At 64.3% G+C, this 23,946-nt stretch carries 20 protein-coding genes and 1 tRNA gene; 9 read left to right on the plus strand and 12 right to left on the minus strand.

The window, feature by feature from the left end; genetic code table 11:
• Window positions 1–126: 126 nt before the first annotated feature.
• From clpX to LDZ27_RS07530, 4 genes are all read right to left on the minus strand, one after another.
• Window positions 127–1,398, minus strand: coding sequence for an ATP-dependent Clp protease ATP-binding subunit ClpX (clpX, locus tag LDZ27_RS07515; protein ID WP_244813509.1), 1,272 nt, complete (start codon window positions 1,396–1,398; stop codon window positions 127–129).
• A 168-nt stretch (window positions 1,399–1,566) separates the two neighbouring features.
• Complete coding sequence (gene clpP / locus LDZ27_RS07520; RefSeq protein ID WP_014191278.1) at window positions 1,567–2,220, minus strand: ATP-dependent Clp endopeptidase proteolytic subunit ClpP; 654 nt, start codon at window positions 2,218–2,220, stop codon at window positions 1,567–1,569.
• A gap of 138 nt (window positions 2,221–2,358) precedes the next feature.
• Window positions 2,359–3,705: a trigger factor gene (gene tig, locus LDZ27_RS07525; protein WP_244813510.1), complete on the minus strand. Its 1,347-nt coding sequence runs from the start codon at window positions 3,703–3,705 to the stop codon at window positions 2,359–2,361.
• Between the two features lie 195 nt (window positions 3,706–3,900).
• Entirely contained in the window at window positions 3,901–4,134 is a 234-nt protein-coding gene (locus LDZ27_RS07530; protein WP_244813511.1) for a hypothetical protein, read from the minus strand.
• A gap of 56 nt (window positions 4,135–4,190) precedes the next feature.
• On the opposite strand from LDZ27_RS07530, the gene LDZ27_RS07535 reads away from it, so the two are divergent.
• The gene (locus LDZ27_RS07535) at window positions 4,191–5,336 is read left to right on the plus strand and encodes a glycerate kinase (protein WP_244813512.1); all 1,146 of its coding nucleotides are present in this window, start codon (window positions 4,191–4,193) and stop codon (window positions 5,334–5,336) included.
• A gap of 280 nt (window positions 5,337–5,616) precedes the next feature.
• Here LDZ27_RS07535 and LDZ27_RS07540 read toward each other — a convergent pair whose 3' ends face one another.
• The 3 genes from LDZ27_RS07540 to LDZ27_RS07550 all read right to left on the minus strand — a co-directional run bounded on the left by LDZ27_RS07540 (window position 5,617) and on the right by LDZ27_RS07550 (window position 9,984).
• Entirely contained in the window at window positions 5,617–7,065 is a 1,449-nt protein-coding gene (locus tag LDZ27_RS07540; RefSeq protein ID WP_244813513.1) for a PepSY domain-containing protein, read from the minus strand.
• 54 nt (window positions 7,066–7,119) lie between these two features.
• Complete coding sequence (locus LDZ27_RS07545; RefSeq protein WP_244813514.1) at window positions 7,120–9,477, minus strand: TonB-dependent receptor; 2,358 nt, start codon at window positions 9,475–9,477, stop codon at window positions 7,120–7,122.
• 93 nt (window positions 9,478–9,570) lie between these two features.
• A complete protein-coding gene (locus tag LDZ27_RS07550; RefSeq protein WP_244813515.1) occupies window positions 9,571–9,984 on the minus strand; it encodes a DUF2946 domain-containing protein in 414 nt (137 codons plus the stop codon).
• A gap of 232 nt (window positions 9,985–10,216) precedes the next feature.
• Here LDZ27_RS07550 and LDZ27_RS07555 point away from each other — a divergent pair.
• Window positions 10,217–10,303 (plus strand) — tRNA-Leu (locus LDZ27_RS07555).
• A 70-nt stretch (window positions 10,304–10,373) separates the two neighbouring features.
• Here LDZ27_RS07555 and LDZ27_RS07560 read toward each other — a convergent pair.
• A complete protein-coding gene (locus LDZ27_RS07560; protein WP_244813516.1) occupies window positions 10,374–10,760 on the minus strand; it encodes a hypothetical protein in 387 nt (128 codons plus the stop codon).
• 229 nt (window positions 10,761–10,989) lie between these two features.
• Between LDZ27_RS07560 and LDZ27_RS07565 the strand changes: the two genes are divergently transcribed.
• On the plus strand, window positions 10,990–11,826 hold the full coding sequence (locus LDZ27_RS07565) for a squalene/phytoene synthase family protein (RefSeq protein ID WP_244813517.1): 837 nt from the start codon (window positions 10,990–10,992) through the stop codon (window positions 11,824–11,826).
• 9 nt (window positions 11,827–11,835) lie between these two features.
• On the opposite strand, the gene LDZ27_RS07570 is transcribed toward LDZ27_RS07565, so the two are convergent.
• Both LDZ27_RS07570 and LDZ27_RS07575 read right to left on the minus strand, forming a co-directional pair.
• The gene (locus tag LDZ27_RS07570) at window positions 11,836–12,789 is read right to left on the minus strand and encodes a DUF1501 domain-containing protein (protein WP_244813518.1); all 954 of its coding nucleotides are present in this window, start codon (window positions 12,787–12,789) and stop codon (window positions 11,836–11,838) included.
• Between the two features lie 20 nt (window positions 12,790–12,809).
• Window positions 12,810–13,220, minus strand: a complete 411-nt coding sequence (locus LDZ27_RS07575; RefSeq protein WP_244813519.1) for a hypothetical protein — start codon at window positions 13,218–13,220, stop codon at window positions 12,810–12,812.
• 241 nt (window positions 13,221–13,461) lie between these two features.
• Here LDZ27_RS07575 and ompR point away from each other — a divergent pair, with 241 nt between their 5' ends.
• From ompR to LDZ27_RS07595, 4 genes are all read left to right on the plus strand, one after another.
• Window positions 13,462–14,187, plus strand: a complete 726-nt coding sequence (gene ompR / locus LDZ27_RS07580) for a two-component system response regulator OmpR (protein ID WP_008349770.1) — start codon at window positions 13,462–13,464, stop codon at window positions 14,185–14,187.
• Between the two features lie 84 nt (window positions 14,188–14,271).
• Window positions 14,272–15,642, plus strand: coding sequence for an ATP-binding protein (locus LDZ27_RS07585; RefSeq protein WP_244813520.1), 1,371 nt, complete (start codon window positions 14,272–14,274; stop codon window positions 15,640–15,642).
• 179 nt (window positions 15,643–15,821) lie between these two features.
• Window positions 15,822–16,370, plus strand: coding sequence for a peroxiredoxin (locus tag LDZ27_RS07590; RefSeq protein ID WP_175940269.1), 549 nt, complete (start codon window positions 15,822–15,824; stop codon window positions 16,368–16,370).
• Window positions 16,371–16,467: 97 nt separating this feature from the next.
• The gene (locus LDZ27_RS07595; protein ID WP_244813521.1) at window positions 16,468–16,992 is read left to right on the plus strand and encodes a carboxymuconolactone decarboxylase family protein; all 525 of its coding nucleotides are present in this window, start codon (window positions 16,468–16,470) and stop codon (window positions 16,990–16,992) included.
• Window positions 16,993–17,039: 47 nt separating this feature from the next.
• On the opposite strand, the gene ispF is transcribed toward LDZ27_RS07595, so the two are convergent.
• Both ispF and ispD read right to left on the minus strand, forming a co-directional pair.
• Window positions 17,040–17,531, minus strand: a complete 492-nt coding sequence (ispF, locus tag LDZ27_RS07600) for a 2-C-methyl-D-erythritol 2,4-cyclodiphosphate synthase (protein ID WP_244813522.1) — start codon at window positions 17,529–17,531, stop codon at window positions 17,040–17,042.
• A gap of 32 nt (window positions 17,532–17,563) precedes the next feature.
• Window positions 17,564–18,313 (minus strand): 2-C-methyl-D-erythritol 4-phosphate cytidylyltransferase, encoded by a 750-nt coding sequence (ispD, locus tag LDZ27_RS07605; RefSeq protein ID WP_244813523.1) that lies wholly within the window; start codon window positions 18,311–18,313, stop codon window positions 17,564–17,566.
• Between the two features lie 114 nt (window positions 18,314–18,427).
• On the opposite strand from ispD, the gene mfd reads away from it, so the two are divergent.
• Both mfd and argE read left to right on the plus strand, forming a co-directional pair.
• Window positions 18,428–21,910, plus strand: a complete 3,483-nt coding sequence (gene mfd, locus LDZ27_RS07610) for a transcription-repair coupling factor (RefSeq protein ID WP_244813524.1) — start codon at window positions 18,428–18,430, stop codon at window positions 21,908–21,910.
• Window positions 21,911–22,715: 805 nt separating this feature from the next.
• Window positions 22,716–23,942 (plus strand): acetylornithine deacetylase, encoded by a 1,227-nt coding sequence (argE, locus tag LDZ27_RS07615; protein WP_244813525.1) that lies wholly within the window; start codon window positions 22,716–22,718, stop codon window positions 23,940–23,942.
• Window positions 23,943–23,946: the final 4 nt, after the last annotated feature.

Below are 23,946 nucleotides of genomic sequence, written 5' to 3' on the forward strand. Positions count from 1 at the left end.
CAAGCCTTTATCGGAAGGGAAAAGTCGGTAGTCCAAGATCGTCAGTAACGTCCACAACATAACCGAAAAATAAACAAAGGCCGTTCACGTTGCCATGAACGGCCTCTCGCCGACACACAGCCCGGTTTAATTCGACCCTGCTACTTTCGGCGCATCTTCGTAAATGAGCAGCGGCTTGCCGTCGCCGTCGATGGTGTTGTCATCGACGATCACTTCCGAAACGCCCTTCATCGTCGGCAGTTCGTACATGACGTCGAGCAACGCCTGTTCCAGAATCGAGCGCAGGCCGCGCGCGCCGGTTTTGCGGCGGATTGCCTTTTGCGCGATGGCCTGCAGCGCGGCCGGGCGAATCTCCAGTTCCACGCGCTCCATGGCAAAGAGCTTGTGATACTGCTTCACCAGCGCGTTCTTCGGCTCGATGAGAATCTTGACGAGTGCGGCTTCGTCGAGCTTGCCGAGCGTTGCCACGACCGGCAGGCGGCCGATCAGTTCGGGAATCAGGCCGAACTTGATCAGGTCTTCCGGCTCGACTTCGCGCAGCACCTCGCCCGCGTCGCGGTCCTGCTTGCTCTTCACGCTCGCGCCGAAGCCGATGCCCGTTTTCTCCGTGCGATCGGTAATGACCTTTTCGAGCCCGTCGAACGCGCCGCCGCAGATGAACAGGATGTTGGTCGTATCGACCTGGATGAAATCCTGGTTCGGATGCTTGCGTCCGCCTTGCGGCGGCACCGACGCCATCGTGCCTTCGACCAGCTTCAGAAGCGCCTGCTGCACGCCCTCGCCCGACACGTCGCGCGTGATGGACGGGTTGTCGGATTTGCGGCTGATCTTGTCGATTTCATCGATATAGACGATGCCGCGCTGCGCCTTGTCGACTTCGTAGTTGCAGTTCTGCAGCAGCTTCTGAATGATGTTCTCGACGTCCTCGCCGACGTAGCCGGCTTCGGTGAGCGTCGTCGCGTCCGCGATCACGAACGGCACGTTCAGCATGCGCGCGAGCGTTTGCGCGAGCAGCGTCTTGCCGGAGCCGGTCGGCCCGATCAGCAGAATGTTGCTCTTCGACAGCTCGATGTCGTCCTTCTTGTCGAGATGCTTGAGCCGCTTGTAGTGGTTGTACACGGCCACCGCGAGAATCTTCTTCGCGCGTTCCTGGCCGATCACGTACTGATTGAGGATATCGCTGATTTCCTGCGGGCTCGGCAGGTCGGACTTGGACAGCCCGGCCTCTTCCGCCGCGCCGGCCGCCTCATCGCGAATGATCTCGTTGCACAAGTCGATGCATTCATCGCAGATGAACACCGACGGGCCCGCAATGAGTTTCTTGACCTCATGCTGGCTCTTTCCGCAAAACGAGCAATACAGCAGCTTTTCGCTGCTGGAACCTTTCTTGTCCGCCATAAATGTGTAAGCCTCCGGACACTCTTGTTACATGATACGCCCTTCGTTCCGGCCACGCAGATTGGTTCCGCGTAGCCGGCCGAAGCACGTTTTGGCGTTGCGCCGCATGCGCCATCCGCATCTGGCCGGCCTCTTCCGAGGACCGGCGCGGCGCCGCTCCGGACGCCTTCAGGGACGCTTGTGCAGCACCTGGTCGACGATGCCGTAAGCCTGCGCGTCGTCGCCCGACATGAAATTGTCGCGATCCGTGTCGCGCGCGATGCGCTCGACCGGCTGACCCGTGTGATGCGACAGCAACTGGTTGAGACGTTCCTTCAGGTACAAAATTTCGCGCGCCTGAATTTCGATATCCGACGCCTGGCCGCGTGCGCCGCCGAGCGGCTGGTGAATCATCACGCGGGCGTTGGGCAGCGCGACGCGCTTGCCTTTCGCGCCCGAAGCCAGCAGAAACGCGCCCATGCTGGCAGCAAGCCCCATGCACAGCGTGGAGACGTCCGGCTTCACGAACTGCATGGTGTCGTAGATCGCCATGCCGGCAGAAACCGAGCCGCCCGGACTGTTGATGTACAGGCTGATGTCCTTGTCAGGGTTCTCGCTTTCGAGGAACAGTAACTGCGCGACGACGAGATTCGCCGACTGGTCGTTGACCTCACCCACGAGGAACACCACGCGCTCCTTCAGGAGCCGGGAATAGATGTCATAGGCACGCTCGCCGCGGCCGCTCGTTTCCACGACCATCGGGACGAGGCCGAGCGCCTGGGCTTCGAAGTCCCGCGGAGCATGGGACGCCAACGTGTCGAGCAATTCAGCGCGAAAGGTCATGCAATTTCCTTGTTCGGAATAGGGATACTGAACGACGAAGGAACATCGATAAGAACGGCATGCACACGCGCAAACTTTAATGCAAAAAAGGCGTGCGGGCCGCCGTCCGACGACCCCGCACGCCCCTTGCCAATCGCGTCAGGCTTGCGCCGTTGCGCTGGCCAGTTCCTCGAAGCTGACTTCCTTGTCGGTCACCTTGGCCTTGTCGAGCACGAAGTCCACGACGTTGCTTTCCACGACGTAGGCTTCCATTTCAGCGAGGCGCTGCTGGTTCGAATAATACCAGCGGACGACTTCCTTCGGGTCTTCATAGCTTTTCGCGAATTCGTCCACTTCGGCGCGAATCTGCTCGGGCTTCGCCTGCAGGTCGTTGGCCTTCACGAGTTCGGCGAGAACCAGGCCGAGCTTCACGCGGCGCTCAGCCTGCTCGGCGAACATCTCGGCCGGAATCGGCGCGTCGGCGGCATTCGGCACGCCGCGTTGCTGAAGGTCCTGGCGCGCCATTTCGACGAGGCGCTGTTGGTCCTGTTCGATCAGCGCCTTCGGCACGTCCAACTCCGAGATCTTCAGAAGCGCGTCCATGACCTGGTTCTTCACGATCTGCTGCGTGCGGCGCTTGGCTTCGCGCTCCAGGTTGTCCTTGATTTCGGCGCGCATCTTCGTGAGATCGCCGTCTTCGATTCCGAGCGACTTCGCAAATTCCGCGTCCACTTCCGGCATGTGGGGCCATTCGACCTTTTTCACAGTGATCGTGAATTGCGCCGTCTTGCCGGCGACGTCCTTGCCGTGATAATCGTCCGGGAACTTGAGGTCGAATTCGCGCGATTCGCCGGCCTTCAGGCCCGTTGCCGCTTGTTCGAATTCAGGCAGCATGCGGCCTTCGCCGAGCACGAACGCGAAGTCCTGTGCGCTGCCGCCTTCGAATTCGACGCCGTCGAGCTTGCCGACGAAGTCGAGCGTCACGCGGTCGCCGTCACGCGCTGCCGTGTCCGCGCCGCCGTCGCCATGCTCGCCGCCTTCGCCGCGCGGATGGAAGTGCACGCGCTGCTTGCGCAAAATGTCCAGCGTGCGGTCCACTTCCGCTTCCGAAATGGTGGTCACGGTGCGCTCGATTTCGGCATCGGCCACGTCGCCCAGCTTCACTTCCGGATACACCTCGAACGTGGCGTCGAACGCGTAGGCGTTGTCGGCGGCTTCGATCTTGGGCGCGAAGCTCGGCTGGCCCGCCACGCGCAGGTTCTCGGCGCGCGTCACATCGAAGAACTCCTTGCCGACCTTGTCGCTCAGCACTTCGGCTTCGACCTGGCCGCCGTACTGCTGCGTCACCATCTTGAGCGGCACCTTGCCCGGGCGGAAACCCGGCATGCGCACGTTCTTGGCCAACTGACGGATGCGCGAATCCACTTCCTTCTGCACGGTGTCCTTCGGCAGGGAAATGGTCACGCGGCGTTCGAGCTTGCCCAGGTTTTCAACTACGTTAGCCATGGCTTCAATCGTCCTAGAGTAATTCGGTGTGTTCGGTGTTCGGTTCTTCCGCGGTTCTAAAGGCGCGGGTCCGTTGAGATTGCCGGCGCTCGTTCGTTCGGCATCCGGCGTTCGGCGTTCAGGGAGCGCATACATCGCGCATGTCCGACGATGCCCGGACGTCGCCGAGCGAGTCAGCCAACAGAGCCAAGCATTTTAGCAAACAAATCGAAGCCGCCGCCTTGCGGGAACATGCATGCGGCGTTTCACGGCGTTTTCGCTGATTTCGGGGCCAATTCGGCGTAAATCCGCGTTTTCGCAATGAACGCGGTCGCGCACAATTCCGGCTATCGCGGCGGCGCTATTCTGCTGCGCGCGGCGCGCTGATAAGCTTGGCCGCGCATCGTCGACGACGCGTACCGCATGCGCCGCAGCGTTGAGCGCGATCATCGTGCGTTGCCGCGGCGATCGAACGCCCTTCCTCAACCAGAACATTTCGAGACACCATGCCTAACGCCACGCCTGCACCCGTAGTCGTCATTGCGCCCGATTCGTTCAAGGGATCGCTTTCCGCCGAAGACGTCGCGAACGCGATCGCGGAAGGCATCAGGCGCGCGCGGCCGGATGCGCAGATCCGCATCCTCCCGATGGCCGATGGCGGCGAAGGCACGCTCGACGCGATGCTGGCCGCTGGCGGCGAGCGGCGCATGCTCGATGTGCGCGGGGCGGCGGGCGCACGCCGCAACGCCGCGACCGGACTGCTCGCCGATGGCAGCGCGATGATCGAGACGGCCGAAGTGGTCGGCATCACCGATCCCGACGGCATGGCGGCGCCCGTCACCGAGCGCAGCACGCTCGGCATGGGCGAGGCGATCCGCGCGCTGCTCGACTCGGGCGCGCGCAAGTTCTTCGTGGCGCTCGGCGGCAGCAGCACGAACGACGGCGGCGCCGGACTGCTCGTCGGGCTCGGCGTGAAACTCTTCGATGCCGACGGCAACGAACTGCAGCCGGTGCCCTCGGCGCTCGCGAAAGTCGCGCGCGTCGACGCATCGGGGCTCGATGTTCGCGTGAACGAGGCGCAATTCGTCGGCATGTCGGACGTCGACAATCCACTCACCGGCGAGCACGGCGCGACCGCTGTTTTCGGTCCGCAAAAGGGTGTCACGCCCGACCAGATTCCTGTGCTCGACGCCGCCCTCGCCCATTTCGCGGATCGGCTGGAACCGGCGCTCGGTTTCGCCAAACGCAACGAACCCGGCGCGGGCGCGGCGGGCGGCCTGGGCTTCGCGCTGCACATGCTGGGCGCGCGGTTCGAGACGGGCGCGGAAGTCGTCGCGCGCGAAATCGGACTCGATGCCGCGCTCGAAGGCGCGGACTGGCTCATTACCGGCGAAGGTCGTTCGGATGTGCAGACGCTCCATGGCAAGGCGCCTTTCATCGCGTGCAAGCATGCGCGCGCGGCGGGCGTGCCGGCATCGCTGCTTTCGGGCGCGGTCGATCCGGCCGCCCTGCCGCGGCTGTCGGCGCATTTCAGCGGCTGCTTTTCGCCGGCGCCCGGTCCCATCACGCTCGATGTCGCGATCCGCGACGCCGCGCGTCTCCTCGCGAACGAAGCGGAACAACTCACGCGGCTGCGCTTCGGTTCGCTTTGACCGGCGACGGCTACATACAGCGTCGCCCCGCCCGCGCGAGCTTGAGCCGCCGGCGTTTTTTGAAGGAACGAGCTGGATGATTCGCCCGCCGTACCGCGTCGGCTCGAGAAGCGTTGAGACAAGCGCGCGGGCTTGCGGCATCGCGCGTTCGCCACGGATGAGGCGGCGAAGAGCGTTGCGAAAAGCGCGCTAGCTTGCGCATCGCGCGTTCGCCGCCGACGAAGCTCGGTTCAAGCTCCCGCGTACCTCACGCATGCCGCCGAGCCGATCAAAAAACCGCTCACGCCCGCGCGCCGATGCCCGTTCGCCGTCCGAACGCCACGCGATCCAGACACCAGACCGCGAGCATCGTCAGTCCCATCAGCGGGAAAACGACGCCCACGAGCGCGAGTGCGCCGCGCCACGCGCGCATCGGCGGGCGCTTGGCGGGACGCGACGGCGCGCCGAGCGTGCGCGACGGACGGCGCTTGAGCCACATCACGAATCCGGTCACCGAGAGCGCCGCGAGCCCGAGCGAAATGACCGAGCAGACAATCTGATTCGCCACGCCGAAGTAGCGTCCCATGTGCAGCGACGTGCCGTAAGAAATCGCCCGGGCGACCGTGCCGTAAGTCCGGTACGAGATGTCGGAGAGCACGCGCCCGCTGTACTGGTCGATGTGCAAGGTCCGCTCGTCGCGCGGGTCCGCGGGAAAGTACGACACGGTGTAGACGCCCGTCCGCGATGACGGCAGCGCGATGCCGTAGTCATCGACGACGCCGGACTTCGCGGCAAGCGCGATCACATCGTCGAGCGACAGGCGCGAGCCGGCCGTCGCGTTGTCCGTCGCGCCCGCGCTCTCGGGCATGGCCGTCGCGCCGACGGCCCACGGCGTCTGATGCAGCGGCAAGTCGTCCATTTTCATCGCCATGCCGTGCATCGCGTGCGCGTCGTGCGGCGCGTTGCCGGGCGCGGTGGAATGCACATGCGCCTCGCCCCACGCGCCTTTCGGATATCCGAGCGACGCGGACGTGGCCAGCGCCTTGAACTGCTTGCCCCACGATCCGGACCACGGCAGTCCGCTCAGCACGAAAAAGAGCGCGCCGATGGCAAGCCACACGCCGCCCACCGCATGCAAATCGCGCCACCACGCGCGCCCCGCGAGCGACAGTCGCGGCGTCCACACGCCGCCCGTGCGGCGGCTCCCCGCGCTCCAAGGCCACCACAGCGCAACGCCTGTGCCGATCATCACGAGCGTCCAACATCCGGCCAGTTCCATCAGCAGCTCGCCGGGCTTGCCGAGCATGAGCCCGCGATGCAGATTGCGAATCTGCTTCATCAGCCGATGCTCGACGCTCAGCTTGCCGAGCACCGCGCCGTCATACGGGTTCACATAGACGCTCTCGCTTTCTCCCGACGCGAGCCGAAACACGAACTCCGCGCTGCGCGTACGGCCGGCTTCGATCTGCGCGAGCGTCGGCACCGCATCGCGCGGTTCGGCGGCGACGGCCTTCGCGAGAAGCGCGTCGGTGGAAAGACGCGGGGCGTGCGTATCGGCGACGACCATGCGATCGCGATACAGCATCGGCTCGATCTGCGGCTGGAAGCAATACAGCGTGCCGGTGATCGCGAGCACGATGAGAAGCGGCATCACGAAGAGGCCGGCATAGAAGTGCCAGCGCCATAGCGTGCGGCGCTCGGCGACGATCTCGCCATCGGTCGGGGCGAGCGTGGATTGGGTTGCTTGCATGACGTGTCCCGTGGAATCGATTGAATAGGCAGGAATAGGCAAAAATAGGCAGGTTCAGATGCCGATGCGCCCTTCGACGTAAATCGTGCGCCCCGCATACGGATGGAACACGTAATACCGGCGATCGAAGAGATTGTCGACGCCGATGCCGAGCTCCGTCTGCTTCGACGGCTTGTAGGTGAACTTCGCATCGATCACGGCATACGTGCTCGTGCCGCCATACGTGTTGGGATTGACGTCCGTGTTGGTGAGCGTGTTGTACTGGCGGCCGGAATAGCGCAGCGCGAGCGTCGCGGCGGCTTTGGGCGTGACGCGGTACGTCGCCACCGCGTTCGCGCGCCATAGCGGAATGCGATAAAAGTACATCCCCACCGACGCCGGATTGCCGCTGTTCGCCAGAATCTTCGACTGCGTGTACGCGACGTTCGCCGCGAGATCGAGCCCGCGCAGCAACACGTCCTGCCCTTCGTAAGCGGCTTCCGCGCCGCGCGAGCGCACCTTGCCGATGTTCTGGAAGTTCGTCACGTTCGGAATCACGGTCGTGTTGGTCTGGCTCAGAATCGTGTTCTTCACGTCGTCCTGAAAGAGCGTGAAGCGATAGAGACCGTTGCCGTGCTGCCATTCGGCCGTGAGTTCTTTCGAGAGATCATCCTCGGGCTGAAGGTTCGGATTGCTATTGATGATCGACACGCCGTTTATCTGTCCCTGAAACAGTTCGCCGACGGTCGGAAATCGATACGCCCGCCCGATCGATGCGCGCAGCGTCAAGTCGTTGGTCGCATCGAAAGAAAGCGACGCCTTGGGCGACCAGTGGCTCTGGCTGACATCGGCATACGAAAGCGATGTCGCGCCGAGCGCGCGCGTGCCGTCATACGCGTTCCAGTTCTCGTAGCGCACGCCGTAGGTCAACGCCCAGCGCGGCAGAAAGCGCCACGCATCCTGCGCGTAGAAAGCCTGCGTGCGCGTGCGGCCACCGAACGCATTCGCGAACGAGACGCCCGCGCCATCGCGCCATGCGTCCGTGTTCGAGGTCACGTTGTCGAGGAAATAGTTGTCGTAGTGATAGCCGAACGAGAGCGCGTGCGCCGCGAGTCCCGCGCGCGCGGTCGGCGTCCAGCTCGTGCGCAGATCGAGCGACTTCCATCCCGAGCCGGAGCCATCGGTGAGCGTGCCGGGTCCGTCGCCGGGCACGCCGGAGTTCGCCGTGCGCGCGATGCTCTGCGTGATGTCGAAGTACGACGCGATGGCTTCCGCGTTCCAGCCCGTCGCGTTGTGCGTGCGCAAGGACAGGCCGTACAGGAAGTTTTCGCTCGATCCCATGCTCGGCGCGAAGGTCGCGGCGGGAACCGTGTATTCGAACCCGCCGATGTTCACGCGTCCGCTATACACAGGATTTCCAACCGCATCGCGCAAAAAGGTGGCGGTGTCGCTGTTGTATTTCTGATGCCAGTAGCCGAGCGTGAACCCGGCTTGCAGCGTGTCGGTGATGTCAAACGCGAGCTTCACGCGGAACTGATCCTGAAACGTGCGCTCGATGCCCTCGGCCGCCGTGCCGAGCACCGCCGTGCGCGCGTTGTTCTGATCGTTGTAGAACGTCGCACCGGTCACGGGCGTGTCGGCGGCGGTTGCGCGCGTCGCCGATTGCGCGAGTGTCGCGAATTGCAGCGGCTGGCCCGTGTTTTCCAGATGATCCGCGCCGACCAGAAACGACAGCTTGCCGATGCGATCGCCCACGGTCGCCGTCGTGTTGGTGCCGTTGAAACTGCGGTTGATGCCGAAGAGATCGAAGTGCTGCGTGAAGGCCTGCACTTTCGCGTCGGCCTCCAACTGCGTCGGCATGCGCGTCGTGATCGCGACGGTCGCGCCGATCGAGTTGCCCGGATAGAGCGCCGAGTACGGGCCGTAGATGACATCGGTGCGCGCGATGTCGTCGGCGAAGACCATCGACCAGCGCGGCGCGAACGTCCATGTATTGCCGAGGAAGTTGCTGAGCAAGAGGCCGTCCGCATAGACGAGGCCGCGCGCCGTCTGCGCGTTGCTCGTGCCGCGCACGGCGATGGTCGCGTTCGGGTCGCCGATGAAGCGCTTGCGCACGGCCATGTTCGGCGCGTACTTGAGCGCGTCTTCGGGCGTGACGACGTTCCAGTACTGCGACTGATCGGCGGTAATCGTCGCGACGCTGGCGGGCCGGTTCGGGTCGAGCGGCGAGCGCACGGGCGTCGACTGCGCGGTGACGACCACGGGCGCGAGCGTCGTTTCGGTCTCGGATGCCGGCGCGGCGGCGTCGGCCGGGGCGACGGGCGCGGCGGACCAGGCCGCATGCGCGAGCAGCGAAAGCGGCAGCGCGGCGTGCAAAGGCGTGACGGCGCGACGGCGCGAATGCCGGCGCGCTCGCGAGAGGAGCGTGAACATCGTGAATTCCTGAATGAGCTGACGAGCGATCGCGCGCGTCGCCAGGCGCTCGGATGCGCGGCGAACGTCAGGGCGACCGGACGGGAAACGGCTTCAGGAAAAAACGGGCGGCGCGCGCGGCGAGGCCGCGTTGAAAGACTTCGTCGAGACGACGCGTGTCTGCGCGACCGACACGACGCGCACGACGCGCTCGATGTACGCGACGGACTGCGCCGCGCCGGATGCCACCGGCAGATGATGCGCCAGCAGCCCGCAGTACGAGCAGGCGTCGAAATGACCGGCGGCATCGTGATGGGCGCGATGTTCGTCGGCGTCGGAATGGGAGGCGTGCTCGTCGGCTTCGGACAGCACGCCCGCGAGCGTATCGACGGTACAGAGCGCGGCTTGCGGATCGAGCGCGGCATTGCGCGCCGCGATGCTCTGGCTCACGACCGGCGCGACAATGGCGAGCCACATGGCGGCAATGCCGAGCCATGCGACGAAGCGATTGCGCGCGTTGCGGGTCATGGGAGTCGCGTGTGAGAAAGAAAAAAGCGGAGGGATTTCGAGATTCTAGGCAGAGCTTGGAAGCGCCGCAACGTTGCGATGCACAGGCCGTTCAGTGTCCCGGGCAGCCGCGAGCCGAGGACGTCCGCATGCCACGCAAATTGGCAGACATCCCCCAACGAATGCGCTAGAATGCCCGGCTTGGCACAGTGGAACGGTGCCGGACACGGCGCGCGACGAAGCCCGCCGTGCTGCGAGGATGGCGAAATTGGTAGACGCACCAGGTTTAGGTCCTGACGCCAGCAATGGTGTAGGGGTTCGAGTCCCCTTCCTCGCACCACATGAACCCCTTTGATCATCTCTCTGATCCGCAAAGGGGTTTTTTCTTTCTGGCCTTGCGGTGAACGAAGCTACAGCGCCATGTCGCCGAGTTCCACCATCATCACTTCGCCGTTCGCCTGCGAGCGGCCCGCGAAGTCCACGCCCGTCATCCCCATCATCTTTCTGATCTCTTCCGGTATGCGCTCGCTTGCACGCGCGGCTGCGATCGGCCGGTCGAGGTTCGACAAGAACTGCCGCACGCCGAAAGGCTGCAGGAACACGAACACGTTCAGCGGATACGACAGCTTCGCGTCCGCGCGACGCGCCGCCGTGATATGCAGCCCGAGCGTCGGCGAAACGGACATCTGTCGCGGGCATACGCGAAAGTCGAATCCGAAGTCGCGCGCCACGCTCTTCACGAGAAACGGCACGCACTTCTCGCCGAACTGCTTGTTCTCCGTCTTGCTAAGCGGCATGACCGTCTCCGAAGACTTGCGCGATCAGTCTCGCGCTGTATGGTTTTGCGCAGTGTCGCGCGCGCCGCGAGTGTTGTCGGTGCTTCGGCGCACATCTGCCAGGCGCGGCGTACGATCTGCGAAGCATCGGCCGGGCGGATAAAATGGGCGCCCGCCGCGCGAAGCGTCTTGCGAAGCCGCGCGCGCGAGACGCCCTTTTCCGCCTTCGACACCCCATAAGCCCCGTTTCGTGAATTCCGACGACTACTGCCAGCAAAAGGCTGCCCCCGAAGGCTCCAGCACGTACTACGCGCTGCGCCGCGCGCCGGCCCCGCGCCAGCCGCTTCTCACCGCGCTCTACGCGCTTTATCGCGAGCTGGAGGAAACGGTCAAGAAGACGAGCGATCCGACCATCGGCCGCACCAAGCATGCGTGGTGGCGCAGCGAACTCGACCGGCTCGACCGCGGCGAGGCGACGCATCCGGTGACTCAGGCGCTGCAGGCGCATGCGGCGGACAGCGGCGCGCTCGACGACGCGGGCCGCGCATCGCTTCTTACGCTCGTCGATGGCTTCGGCATGGATCTCGATCAGGCGCGCTACCTCGACTGGCCAGGACTCGCGCGCTATCTCGATCAGACGGGCGGCGCGTTCGCCACGGCTGTCGCGCGCTCGACGGCGGTGAATCGCGCGGATGCATCGGCGTGGGCGGCGCCGCTCGGTTCCGCGCTGCTCCTTGCCGAACGCGTGCAGGACATCGGCGACGATGCGCGCAATGGCCGCGTCTACGTGCCGATCGATGAACTGCAGCGCTTCAACGTGACCGCCGCGGACATCATCAATCGCAAGTACAGCGATGCATTCAGCGATTTGATGCGCTTTCAGACCGAGCGCGCCCGCCGCTCGATCGACGCAGCGCTCGCCGCCATTCCGCCCGCCGAGCGCGCGTCGCAGCGCGTGTTGCGCGCGCAGGCCGCGCTCGCCCAGGCGCGCTTCGGCGAGATCGAACGGGAAGGCTTCCGGGTGCTGCATCAGCGCATCTCGCTCACGCCAATCCGCAAGCTCTGGATCACCTGGCGCACGCGCTAGACGCGCGGCTCACGTGTGGATGAGGGGCATCGGCTCGAAGGCGCGCCCGAGAATCGCGGCGTGATCGGCGTTGCCGCATGCCTGAAGTACCGTTGCGCAGAGCCTTCTGAAATCGACGGAAGCCGTCACGCCGCCCTCTTCGTCCAGCCGGCCGAGCAACGGCGGTTCCCCATATAGCCCGCCGCGAACCGCGCCGCCCAATACGAACTGCGGGGCGGCCGCGCCGTGCTCGGTGCCGCGCACGTCGTTTTCCCGCGCGGATCGTCCGAACTCCGAACGAGTCATGACGAGCGTGCCCGCCCAGTCGCCGCTCGCGATCAGCGCGGCACGCAGCCGCGCGATGCCATCCGCGAATTGCAGCAGCAACGACGCGTGGCGCTTCGCCTGATGCGTGTGCGTGTCGAAACCATCGAGCGCGAGGCGGATCACCGTGACGCCGTTGCGTGCGCGGTTTGCCGCGATGAGCCTTGTGGCCGCATCGCACGATACGGCGAAGGAACGCGCTTCGAATGGAGAACTGGCTGGACGCGCGAAGTCCGCGCGCGACGGACCGACGCGCGCGAGCCATGTGTCGCGCCGATACTCGTGCGCGTCCGATGCCGTGGTCCAGATCTGCTGTGCGCGGTAGTGCGAGCGGTTCGGCTGCGCATAGCCGACGCCTTGCACGATCGCCCATTCGCGTGCGGTCCACGCGGGCATGAGCGCACGCAGCGACGGATGCAGCGCGGTGCGCTCGTCGATAGCGAGCGCGTGGTCGCGGGAAATGGCGAGCGTGGGCCTCAGCGCGCGATATTGCGCGTCGGCGATGGGAATGACCGTATTGAGCCCGTCGTTGCCGCCAGCGAACTCGACGACCACGAGCGCCTCGATCGGACGCGCGGGCGTCGCGGCGCGAGCGTAAGAGAAAGAAACAGGTCCGGCAGCGAAGACGCTCGCGATCGACAGGAATTCACGTCTGTTCATCGCGTTCGTCCCTCGGCGCGCTAGCGCTTGTAGAGATCGCGCACGGCCTCTTCGATGTGCTGACGCAAGAGGCGCCGCTCATCGGCGGTCATGACTGTGTGGCGCGGCGGGCGCGCGGGCGGGGTATCGTCGACTTGCTGCACCGGTTGCAGCGCGGGCGGCTTGTTGTCGCGCTCGAGCCGCTTCGAGCCTCTGCCGGTGCGTTGCTGCGTGCGGATCATCGCGCCGTCGTAGTGGCCGGCGGGCGCATGCACGGAGCGGTCGAACGCGTCGTCGGAACGGGAGTAGTCGGCAAGACGCGCGGAAGAATGCGCGGAAGTTTGGGCGTAGGCATGGGGCACGCTCAGCACGGCGTACAGCGCACTTGCGATCAGCGTCTTTCTGAAGATGCGCTCGGTGCGCAATGGTACGCGCTGCCGCGCTCCCTTCATGTTGTTCCCTTCGTTGCTCGACAACCGGACAGCCTCATTCTTTTCATGCGCTTCTGACGGCCTGGTCTTGCCGCATGAAGCGCTGGTCTAATGGAGTATCTACCGAATGGCGGGCTCAGGTAAAGCAGTGTACTGACAGAACATCTGTGCCGTGCCACAGGCCCCGTAAATTTTGTAACGAACTGTTACACTCGCTTTTGTTACAAACTCGGCGCTCGAACAAACGCGCTAAGATGCCGCCATGGAAACCAAGAATCCCTCGAAAATACTTGTTGTCGATGACGATCCGCGCCTGCGCGATCTGCTTCGACGTTATCTCGGCGAGCAGGGCTTCAACGTGTATGTCGCGGAAAACGCCCCGTCGATGAACAAGCTGTGGGTGCGCGAGCGGTTCGATCTGCTCGTGCTCGATCTCATGCTTCCCGGCGAAGACGGTCTTTCCATCTGCCGGCGTCTGCGCGGCAGCAACGACCGCACGCCCATCATCATGCTCACGGCGAAAGGCGAGGATGTCGATCGCATCGTCGGTCTCGAAATGGGCGCCGACGACTATCTTCCGAAGCCGTTCAACCCGCGCGAACTCGTCGCGCGCATTCACGCGGTGCTGCGCCGTCAGACGCCGTCCGAGTTGCCGGGCGCGCCATCCGAAACGACGGAAGTCTTCGAATTCGGCGAATTCGCGCTGAATCTCGCCACGCGCACGCTGACCAAGAACGGCCAGGAAATCCCGCTGACCACGGGCGAATTTTCGGTGCTCAAGGTGTTCGCGCGCCATCCGCGCCAGCCGCTCTCGCGCGAGAAGTTGATGGAGCTCGCGCGCGGCCGTGAATACGAAGTGTTCGACCGCAGCCTCGACGTTCAGATTTCGCGTCTGCGCAAGCTGATCGAACCGGACCCGAGCAGCCCGCGCTTCATTCAGACCGTGTGGGGCCTGGGTTACGTGTTCATTCCCGACGGCGCCGCATAAGCCGTTTTTCGCCGCGTCGTCCTACGCATTCCAAGCGAGTCCGATACGCTTTATCCCCTTCACCGAGCGGAACCCGAAAGACCCATGCGAATCGACAGGCGGCTACTGGCGCTTGCGTTCGGCGGCCTGTTCTGGCGAACCTTTGCGCTGATCGCGCTGCTCATCGCGGTCAGCCTCACCGCCTGGTTCCAGAGCTTTCGCGTGATCGAACGCGAGCCGCGCGCGCAACGCGTCGCGCTGCAACTCGTCGCCGTCGTCAAGCTCACGCGCACCGCCCTTCTCTATTCCGATCCCGACCTGCGCCGCGCGCTGCTTCAGGACCTTGAAAGCAACGAAGGCGTGCGCGTCTATCCGCGCGAGACCACCGACAAGTATCGCTTGCAGCCCGACGAATCGCTCAATCGGTTGATCGAGCGCGACGTGCGCGGACGGCTCGGCAACGACACCATCATCGCGCAGTCGGTGAACGACATCCCCGGCGTGTGGATCAGCTTCAAGATCGACGACGACGATTACTGGGTCGCGCTCGACCGCGATCAGCTCGACACCGTCACCGGCCTGCAGTGGGCCGGCTGGGGCGTGTTCGCGTTGGCGCTGTCGCTCTTCGGCGCGGCGTTCATCACGAGTCTCGTGAACCGGCCGTTCGCCCGGCTCGCGCTTGCGGCGCGCAAGGTCGGCTCGGGACAGTCGCCCGAACCGTTGCCCGATCGCGGCATGGGCGTCGCCGCCGAAACGAATCGAAGTTTCAACCAGATGGTGCAGAACCTGGAGCAGCTCGAAGCGGATCGCGCGCTGATGCTCGCGGGCATCTCGCATGACCTGCGCACGCCGCTCGCGCGTCTGCGTCTGGAGACGGAAATGAGCCCGTCGGACGAAGCGACCAAGCTCGCGATGATCGACGACATCGAGCAGATGGACATGATCATCGGCCGCTTTCTGGACTACGCGCGGCCGATGCAGCGCATGCCCGAAGCCGTCGACCTCTCGATGATCGCGAGCGAACTCGCCGCACGTTTCCAGGCCGACGAAGGCGTCGTGATGCGCACGGATGTCGCGCCGGGCGCCATCATCGAGGGCGATCCGACCGATGCGCGGCGCGTCGTCGGCAATCTGCTCGAAAACGCGCGCAAATACGGGCGCAGCGAAAAGGACGACATCGCGCGCATCATGCTGCAGACGCGCGTCGCGCACGGCCGCGTGGAACTCTCCGTGATGGACGAAGGACGCGGCATTCCGGACGATCAGGTCGGGCTCATCACGCGGCCTTTCTATCGCGTCGACGCGGCGCGCACGCAGGCGAACGGCACGGGACTTGGCATGGCGATCGTGCAGCGGCTCGTCACGCGCCAGCGCGGCACGCTGCGGCTGCGCAACCGCACGCCGCTTGCCGGCTTCGAAGTCACCATCGATTTTCCGCAGATGAAGGGCGCGCGATTCGACGGCCCGCGCGACTAGCCCGCGCGTTCGAAAAAAGCTATCCGCGCCATTAGGCAAACCTTTTGTAACGTCCTGAGGCGCGGGGTTATGATGGATCGGTTCGGCGCGCGGCATCGGCGGGTCGCCTATCATGCGCGCGTTACCGCTTTCCGGTAGTCTCGTTTCAGTCGTCCTTTCAACGAACACAGGAGCGCTGCATGAAGACCGTTGGCGATAAAGTCGAAGCATTCACCGTCACCGCTGCCAAGCCCGGTTTCAACAACCACGAAGAAAACGGCCAGTCCGCCTTCGAGGAAATCACCGAACAGTCGTTTCCGGGCAAGTGGAAAATCATCTATTTCTACCCGAAGGACTTCACGTTCGTGTGCCCGACGGAGATCGTCGAATTCGGCAAGCTCGCGAAGGACTTCGAAGACCGCGACGCCGTGCTCATGGGCGGCAGCGTCGACAATGAATTCGTGAAGCTCGCATGGCGCCGCGAGCACAAGGACCTCAACAAGCTGAATCACTATTCGTTCGGCGACGTCAAAGGCGAACTCATCGACCAGCTTGGCGTGCGCGACAAGGAAGCGGGCGTTGCGCTGCGCGCGACGTTCATCGTCGATCCGGACAACGTCATTCAGCACGTTTCGGTCAATAACCTGAACGTGGGCCGCAATCCCGAAGAAGTGCTGCGTATTCTCGACGGCCTGCAGACCGACGAACTGTGCCCGTGCAACCGCGCGGTCGGCGGCGCGACGCTCTAAGCGCGAGTCGTTCGAACGTATGCGCGAGCCCGCCGTCTTTCGAGTGCACGCTCGGAAGACGGCGGGCTTTTTTGACGCCATCGAATAGGAGAAATCAATGGAATTTCTGTCCTCGATCAAGGAGCTGGTCCCCGACTACGCAAAGGACATTCGCCTGAACGTCGACGGCACGATCGCCCGTTCGTCGCTGCAAGGCAACGACGCGGTCGGCGTGGCGCTCGCCGCTGCTTACGCGGCGAAGGCGACGAAGCTCGTCTCGATCATCCGAAACGCGGGCGTGCTGTCGCCCGAAGAGACCAACGCGGCGCTCACCGCCGCCGCGCTGATGGGCATGAACAACGTCTGGTATCCGTATCTGGAAATGGCCGACAACGCGGACCTGAAGACGCAGCCCGCGGGCCTTCGGATGAACGCGTATGCGTCGCATGGCGGCGTCGACAAGCGGCGCTTCGAGATGTATGCGCTCGCGGCATCGATCATCGGGAAGTGCCACTTCTGCGTGAAGTCGCACTACGAGAATCTCGTGACCGAAGGCATGACGACGACGCAATTGCGCGATGTCGGCCGTATCGCGGCGGTGATCGGCGCGGTTGCGCTGACGATCGAGGCGGAAGGCAAGTGAGTCTCTCGACGCCGCGCCCGCCGCGCGTGGCGTCGATCAGTTATCGCTCAGTGGTCGATCGACGTGCGCCGCAAAAGCACCGCCGCCTGCGCCTCGATGCCTTCCTTGCGGCCGAGATAGCCGAGTTTCTCGTTCGTCTTGGCCTTCACGTTGACGCGGTCCACCGGCAATTCGAGGTCCGCGGCAATGTTCGCGCGCATCGCCTCGATATGCGGCGCGAGCTTCGGCGCCTGCGCGATGACGGTGCTATCGACGTTGGCAATCGCAAAGCCCGCGTCCGACACGCGCTTCACCGCTTCGCGCAGCAGCACGCGGCTATTCGCGCCCGCGAATTCGGTCGCCGTGTCCGGAAAATGCCGGCCGATATCGCCGAGCGCCGCCGCACCGAAAAGCGCATCGGTGATCGCGTGCAGCAGCACGTCGGCGTCGGAATGGCCGAGCAAGCCGCGTTCATACGGAACCGTCACGCCGCCGATGATGAGCTCGCGCCCTTCGACGAGCTGATGCACGTCGTAACCTTGTCCGATTCTGAAATCCATCGATGCCAACCTTGCAGTAGAGGGTGAGCGGCTTACGGGCGCGCGGAAAGGATCGCGCTCGCGAGGCCGAAGTCTTCCGGATAAGTGACCTTGAAGTTGCGCAGGCTGCCCTGCACGAGCTTCGGCGAGTGACCGAGCCATTCGATGGCGCTCGCTTCGTCGGTGAGGTCGTGACCGTCGTGGCGCGCGCGCTCGATCGCCTCGCGCAACATGCCGACGCGAAACATCTGCGGCGTCTGCGCCTGCCACAAGCCGTCGCGCGATTCGGTCCGCGCGATGCGCGCGCCGTTCGCCGGCGCATCGGGCATGTTCGGTGCGACGCGCTTGAGCGTGTCCGCCACCGGAAGCGCGAGAATGCCGCCCACGGCATCGTCGCGCAATTCCGTGACGAGCTTGCGAATGAGCTCCGGCGTGATGCCGGGCCGCGCGGCGTCGTGCACGAGCACCCAGTCGCCGTCGCGCGCGCCGAAGTTCGCGAGCGCGACGAGGCCGTTGTACACCGACGCCTGTCGCGATGTCCCGCCGCAGCGCTCGACGACGAAGCGCAGGCCCGCGAAACGGCGCGCGTCGAAGTGATGATCGTCCGGTGCGAGGACGACGAGTGTCTGCGAGAATTCGGAGCACGCGTCGAATGCGGCGAGCGTGTAGCCGAGCATCGGCCGGCCCGCGACCGTCTGATATTGCTTGGGACTCGGCGCGCCGGATCGGCTGCCGGTGCCGGCGCAGGGAATGAGCGCGAAAAGACGCGCAGCAGGAGTAGACGGGGCGGCGGGCGAAGTCACGAGAAAATCATGTGGCCAAGTCAAAGTGAAGCCCGGATTTTATAATAGGTCTTTCGCGACCACGTCCGGCGCGCGGCTTTTCAGGGCTCGCGCGGGCGGTTCAATGCACATCTTATGTCTTCGAAAGCCGTCAACGCGCAGTCCAGTTCTCCCATCGCGCTCGTCAAGGCAGGTCAGCGTTTCGTCTTCGATGGCGCGTCCGGCTCCGCCGATGCGCTCGCCATCGCGCGCTACCTCGCCGCTCATCGCGAAGCCGTTTCGCTCCTGACCGTCGTATGCGCGAGCGCCGTCGATGCGCAGCGCCTCGCCGCCGAACTGCCCTACTTCGCGCCCGACGCCCGCGTGCGTCTTCTGCCCGACTGGGAAACGCTGCCCTACGACACGTTCTCGCCGCATCAGGACCTCGTCTCCGAGCGGCTCGCAACGCTGCACGATCTCGGCGAAGGACGCTGCGACATCTTGATCGTGCCGGCGACGACGGCGCTGTATCGCATGCCGCCGGCATCGTTTCTCGCGGCCTACACGTTCTCGTTCACGCAGGGCGAGCGTCTCGACGAAGCGAAGCTCAAGGCGCAACTGACGCTCGCGGGCTACGAGCACGTGAGCCAGGTCGTGCGCCCCGGCGAGTATTGCGTGCGCGGCTCGCTGATCGACCTGTATCCGATGGGCTCGCCGCTGCCTTATCGCATCGATCTCTTCGACGATCAGGTGGATTCCATCCGCGCGTTCGATCCCGACACGCAGCGCAGCCTGTATCCGGTGAAGGACGTGCGCCTTCTGCCGGGCCGCGAGTTCCCGTTCGACGAAGCGGCGCGCACCGCGTTTCGCAGCCGCTGGCGCGAAGTCTTCGAGGGCGACCCGAGCCGCTCTCAGATTTACAAGGACATGGGCAACGGCGTGCCGTCGGCGGGCATCGAATACTATCTGCCGCTCTTTTTCGACGAGACGGCAACGCTCTTTCACTATCTGCCGGAAGGCTCGCAACTCGCGTTCATCGGCGATCTGGATGCCGCGATCAAGCGCTTCACGCACGACACGAAGCAGCGCTACGAATTTCTCTCGCATGACCGCGAGCGTCCGTTGCTGCCGCCGAAGCGTCTTTTCCTGTCGGACGACGACTTCTTCACGTTCGCGAAGCCTTTCGCGCAGCTCAAGCTCCCCGCGACGCCTGAAGGCGGCTGGGCCGTGCCGCTCCCCGGTCTCGCGATCGACCGCCACGCCGACGAGCCGCTTCTCGCGCTGCGTCACTATCTCGAACAGACGCCGAACCGCGTGATGCTCGTCGCGGAATCGGCGGGCCGGCGCGAGACGATCCAGCAATTGCTCGCGGACAACGGCTTGCGCGGCGAGCTTCACGACACGTTCCAGGAATGGCTCACGACCGACGCGAAGTTCACGCTCGGCATCGCGCCGCTCGCGAACGGCTTCGCGCTGCCCGCCGAAGAACTCGCGATCGTCACCGAGACCGAGCTTTACGGGCCGCTCGCGCGCCGCGCGGGACGTCGCCGGCAGGAGCAGGCGAGCAATGTCGATTCGATGGTGCGCGATCTCGCCGAACTGAAGGTCGGCGATCCGGTCGTGCACGCGCAGCATGGCATCGGCCGGTATATGGGACTCGTGTCGATGGATCTCGGCGAAGGCGAAACCGAGTTTCTGCACCTCGAATATCAGAACGACGCGAAGCTGTATGTGCCGGTCGCGCAGTTGCATGTGATCTCGCGCTATAGCGGCGCGGACCCGGAAAGCGCGCCGCTGCATACGCTCGGCTCGGGCCAGTGGGAAAAGGCCAAGCGAAAGGCCGCGCAGCAGATCCGCGATACCGCCGCCGAGTTGCTGAATCTCTACGCCCGGCGCGCCGCGCGCGAAGGCTTCGCGTTCAAGCTGGAGCCGCGCGATTACACGAAGTTCGCGGAGAGCTTCGGCTTCGAGGAAACACCCGATCAGGCGGCGGCCATCGCCTCGGTCATCGCGGACATGACGAGCGGCAAACCGATGGACCGGCTCGTGTGCGGCGACGTCGGTTTCGGCAAGACGGAAGTCGCCTTGCGCGCGGCGTTCATCGCGGTGATGGCGGGCAAGCAGGTGGCGATTCTTTCGCCGACGACGCTGCTCGCCGAACAGCACACGCAGACGTTCACCGACCGCTTCGCGGACTGGCCCGTGCGTATCGCGGAACTGTCGCGCTTCAAGAGCACGAAGGAAGTCTCGACGGCGGTGCAGCAGATCAACGAAGGCTCTGTCGATATCGTCATCGGCACGCACAAGCTCTTGTCGAGCGATGTGAAGTTCAAGCGGCTCGGACTCGTCATCATCGACGAGGAGCATCGCTTCGGCGTGCGTCAGAAGGAGGCGCTGAAGGCATTGCGCGCCGAAGTCGACGTGCTGACGCTCACCGCCACGCCGATTCCGCGCACGCTCGGCATGGCGCTCGAAGGCCTGCGCGACTTTTCGGTGATCGCGACCGCGCCGCAGAAGCGGCTCGCGATCAAGACTTTCGTGCGCCGCGAGGAAGACGGCGTGATTCGCGAGGCGATGCTGCGCGAACTCAAGCGCGGCGGACAGGTGTACTTCCTGCACAACGAAGTCGAGACCATCGAGAACCGGCGGGCGATGCTCGAGGCGCTCGTGCCCGAGGCGCGCATCGCGGTCGCCCACGGCCAGATGCACGAGCGCGAACTGGAGCGCGTGATGCGCGATTTCGTCGGCCAGCGCGCGAACGTGCTGCTGTGCACGACGATCATCGAAACGGGCATCGACGTGCCGAGCGCGAACACGATCATCATGCACCGCTCCGACAAGTTCGGCCTTGCGCAGCTGCATCAGTTGCGCGGGCGCGTTGGGCGCTCGCATCATCAGGCGTATGCGTATTTGCTCGTGCACGATCCGCAGTCGCTGACGAAGCAGGCGCAGCGCCGGCTCGAGGCCATTCAGCAGATGGAGGAACTCGGTTCGGGCTTTTATCTCGCGATGCACGATCTGGAAATTCGCGGGACCGGCGAAGTGCTTGGCGACAAGCAGTCGGGCGAGATACACGAAATCGGTTTCCAGCTTTACACCGACATGCTGAACGACGCGGTGCGCGCGCTGAAGGATGGCCGCGAGCCGGACCTGAACGCGCCGCTCGCGGCGACGACCGAGATCAATCTGCACGCGCCGGCGATTCTTCCGGCCGACTACTGCGGCGACGTGCAGGAGCGTTTGTCGCTGTACAAGCGGCTTGCGAACTGCGAATCGAGCGATGCCATCGACGGCATTCTCGAAGAACTCGTCGACCGCTTCGGCAAATTGCCGCCGCAGGCGCATGCGCTCGTGGAGACGCATCGGTTGCGGCTTGCGGCCAAGCCGCTCGGCATATCGAAGATTGATGCTGCGGAGGTTTCCATCGCGCTCCAGTTCGTGCCGAATCCGCCCGTCGACGCGATGAGGATCATCGAGATGGTGCAGAAGAACAAGCACATCAAGCTTGCCGGGCAGGACAAGTTGCGCATCGAGACGCGCAGTCCGGATCTTTCTGTGCGGATTGCTACTGTTAAGGAGACTTTGCGGGCGCTTGGGGGGCCGGTTCGGAAGGGTTCTGCTGCTTCTGCGGTTCGGTGACGTTTTTTCGGGTGCTCGTTTTTTCTTCGTTTGTTCGTGTCGGTCTGTTTGGCTGCCCCTGTGCGGGGCGGCAGTCGCTTTCTTTTTATTCGTGTCGGTCTATTGGGCTCACCCTGTGCGGGGCGGCAGTCACTTTTCTTAATTATCCGTGTCGGTCTATTCGGCTGCCCCTCCCCGGGGCGGGGGTCACTTTCTTTGCGGCTGCAAAGAAAGTAACCAAAGAAAGCAGCTTCTCGAGCCCGCAGCATCTAACGGGTAGGCAGCTTGCGAATAGGCATTGGCACTCGGTCAATGAACAGCCTTGAATCACCTTCCGCGCCCACTGAGCGCCACGTCCTGCGAGCCCCTTGGCTCGTTAACACCACATCCCCGTTTTGCACTCATACCTGCGGTCCGGTCCTGTTGGAGCGAACCGCATTTGGCGTTTGAGATACCGGCAGTTTGCTTGCTGTAGACGCTAACGCGAGCAAGCGCGCTTACCGTTGCAAACCCTGGGTGTTAACGAGCCAAGGGGCTCGCGGGACGTGGCGCTCAGCGGGCGTGGAAGGTCATTCAAGGCTGTTGATTAGTTAGATTGCCACCGTCTTGCCGGAAGCTGCTCACGCACTAGCTGCTGCGGGCTAGAAAGCTGCTTTCTTTGGTTACTTTCTTTGCAGCCGCAAAGAAAGTGACCCCCGCCCCGGGGAGGGGCAGCCGAATAGACCGACACGAACACTAAGCACCGAACAAAAACCCGAAAACGCCCCCGTGCGGCCAGCACAATACTTTTGGGCTATGATCGAACCCTACCCGCAGGAGTAAAAAAATGTCACAGATCGCTGATCCGGCGCATCTCGAAGCCTCATCGTCGTCGAAGAATCCCGCCTCGTTGCCGTGGATCGAACGTCTCGTATCGTTCGATACCGTGAGCCGCAATCCCAACCTCGGCCTCATCGAAACCGTGCGCGACGAGCTGCGCAAGTCGGGCATCGAAGCGACGATCACCACCGATCCGCGCGGCCAGTGGGCCAATCTCTTCGCGACCGTGCCGGCGCACGACGGTGAGACGCACGGCGGCATCGTGCTGTCAGGTCATACGGATGTCGTGCCGGTCGACGGCCAGGACTGGGCAAGCGATCCGTTCAAACCCGAAGTGCGCGACGGCCTGCTCTACGGCCGCGGCGCGTGCGATATGAAAGGCTTCATCGGCGCGGCGCTCGCCATGCTCCCGACCATGCAGGCGACGAAGCTCGCGAAGCCCATCCACTTCGCGCTGTCGTTCGACGAGGAAGTCGGCTGCGCGGGCGCGCCGCTCATGATCGCGGATCTGCAAAAGCGCGGCGTGCGGCCCGACGGCTGCATCGTCGGCGAACCGACGTCGATGCGTCCCATCATCGCGCACAAGGGCATCAACGCGTTCCGCTGCTGCGTGCGCGGCGCGGCGGCGCACTCGTCGCTCACGCCGAAGGGCTTGAACGCAATCGAATACGCCGCGCGGCTCATCTGCTACATCCGCGATGTCGCCGACGAGTTCCGCGCCAAAGGCCCGTTCGACGAACTATACGACGTGCCCTTCACCACTGCGCAGACGAGCACGATCAAGGGCGGCAACGCGCTCAACACCGTGCCCGCGGAATGCAGCTTCGACTTCGAATTCCGCAATCTTCCGACGATGGACCCCGAAGCCATCTTCGCGCGCATCGAGTCGTTCGCACGCGAAACGCTCGTGCCGAAGATGCAAAAGGAACACGCGAACGGCGCCATCGAGTTCTCGAAGATCGCCTCCGCGCCGGGACTCGATGCCACCGAGCAAGCCGCGATCACGCAGCTCGTGCGCGCGCTCACCGAGAACCAGGAGAAGCACAAGGTCGCCTACGGCACCGAAGCCGGCCTCTTCGCGCTCGCTGGCGTGCCGAGCATCGTGTGCGGCCCGGGCAGCATCGAGCAGGCGCACAAGGCGAACGAGTACGTGTCGCTCGAACAGCTTGCCGCGTGCGAAGCGTTCCTCGGCAAGTTCATTCACAGCATGTCGGTCGAGGCGCAAGCGCGCTGACCGG

Source organism: Caballeronia sp. Lep1P3 (assembly GCF_022879595.1).
Taxonomy (GTDB): Bacteria; Pseudomonadota; Gammaproteobacteria; order Burkholderiales; family Burkholderiaceae; genus Caballeronia.

Coding starts and splice junctions, on each gene's coding strand:
- argE (WP_244813525.1), top strand. CDS start 22,716: ATGTCACAGATCGCTGATCCGGCGCATCTCGAAGCCTCATCGTCGTCG.
- LDZ27_RS07550 (WP_244813515.1), bottom strand. CDS start 9,984: ATGACCCGCAACGCGCGCAATCGCTTCGTCGCATGGCTCGGCATTGCC.
- LDZ27_RS07540 (WP_244813513.1), bottom strand. CDS start 7,065: ATGCAAGCAACCCAATCCACGCTCGCCCCGACCGATGGCGAGATCGTC.
- ispF (WP_244813522.1), bottom strand. CDS start 17,531: ATGGATTTCAGAATCGGACAAGGTTACGACGTGCATCAGCTCGTCGAA.
- LDZ27_RS07570 (WP_244813518.1), bottom strand. CDS start 12,789: ATGAACAGACGTGAATTCCTGTCGATCGCGAGCGTCTTCGCTGCCGGA.
- LDZ27_RS07545 (WP_244813514.1), bottom strand. CDS start 9,477: ATGTTCACGCTCCTCTCGCGAGCGCGCCGGCATTCGCGCCGTCGCGCC.
- LDZ27_RS07560 (WP_244813516.1), bottom strand. CDS start 10,760: ATGCCGCTTAGCAAGACGGAGAACAAGCAGTTCGGCGAGAAGTGCGTG.
- LDZ27_RS07590 (WP_175940269.1), top strand. CDS start 15,822: ATGAAGACCGTTGGCGATAAAGTCGAAGCATTCACCGTCACCGCTGCC.
- LDZ27_RS07535 (WP_244813512.1), top strand. CDS start 4,191: ATGCCTAACGCCACGCCTGCACCCGTAGTCGTCATTGCGCCCGATTCG.
- clpP (WP_014191278.1), bottom strand. CDS start 2,220: ATGACCTTTCGCGCTGAATTGCTCGACACGTTGGCGTCCCATGCTCCG.
- LDZ27_RS07575 (WP_244813519.1), bottom strand. CDS start 13,220: ATGAAGGGAGCGCGGCAGCGCGTACCATTGCGCACCGAGCGCATCTTC.
- ompR (WP_008349770.1), top strand. CDS start 13,462: ATGGAAACCAAGAATCCCTCGAAAATACTTGTTGTCGATGACGATCCG.
- LDZ27_RS07595 (WP_244813521.1), top strand. CDS start 16,468: ATGGAATTTCTGTCCTCGATCAAGGAGCTGGTCCCCGACTACGCAAAG.
- LDZ27_RS07585 (WP_244813520.1), top strand. CDS start 14,272: ATGCGAATCGACAGGCGGCTACTGGCGCTTGCGTTCGGCGGCCTGTTC.
- LDZ27_RS07530 (WP_244813511.1), bottom strand. CDS start 4,134: ATGATCGCGCTCAACGCTGCGGCGCATGCGGTACGCGTCGTCGACGAT.
- mfd (WP_244813524.1), top strand. CDS start 18,428: ATGTCTTCGAAAGCCGTCAACGCGCAGTCCAGTTCTCCCATCGCGCTC.
- clpX (WP_244813509.1), bottom strand. CDS start 1,398: ATGGCGGACAAGAAAGGTTCCAGCAGCGAAAAGCTGCTGTATTGCTCG.
- tig (WP_244813510.1), bottom strand. CDS start 3,705: ATGGCTAACGTAGTTGAAAACCTGGGCAAGCTCGAACGCCGCGTGACC.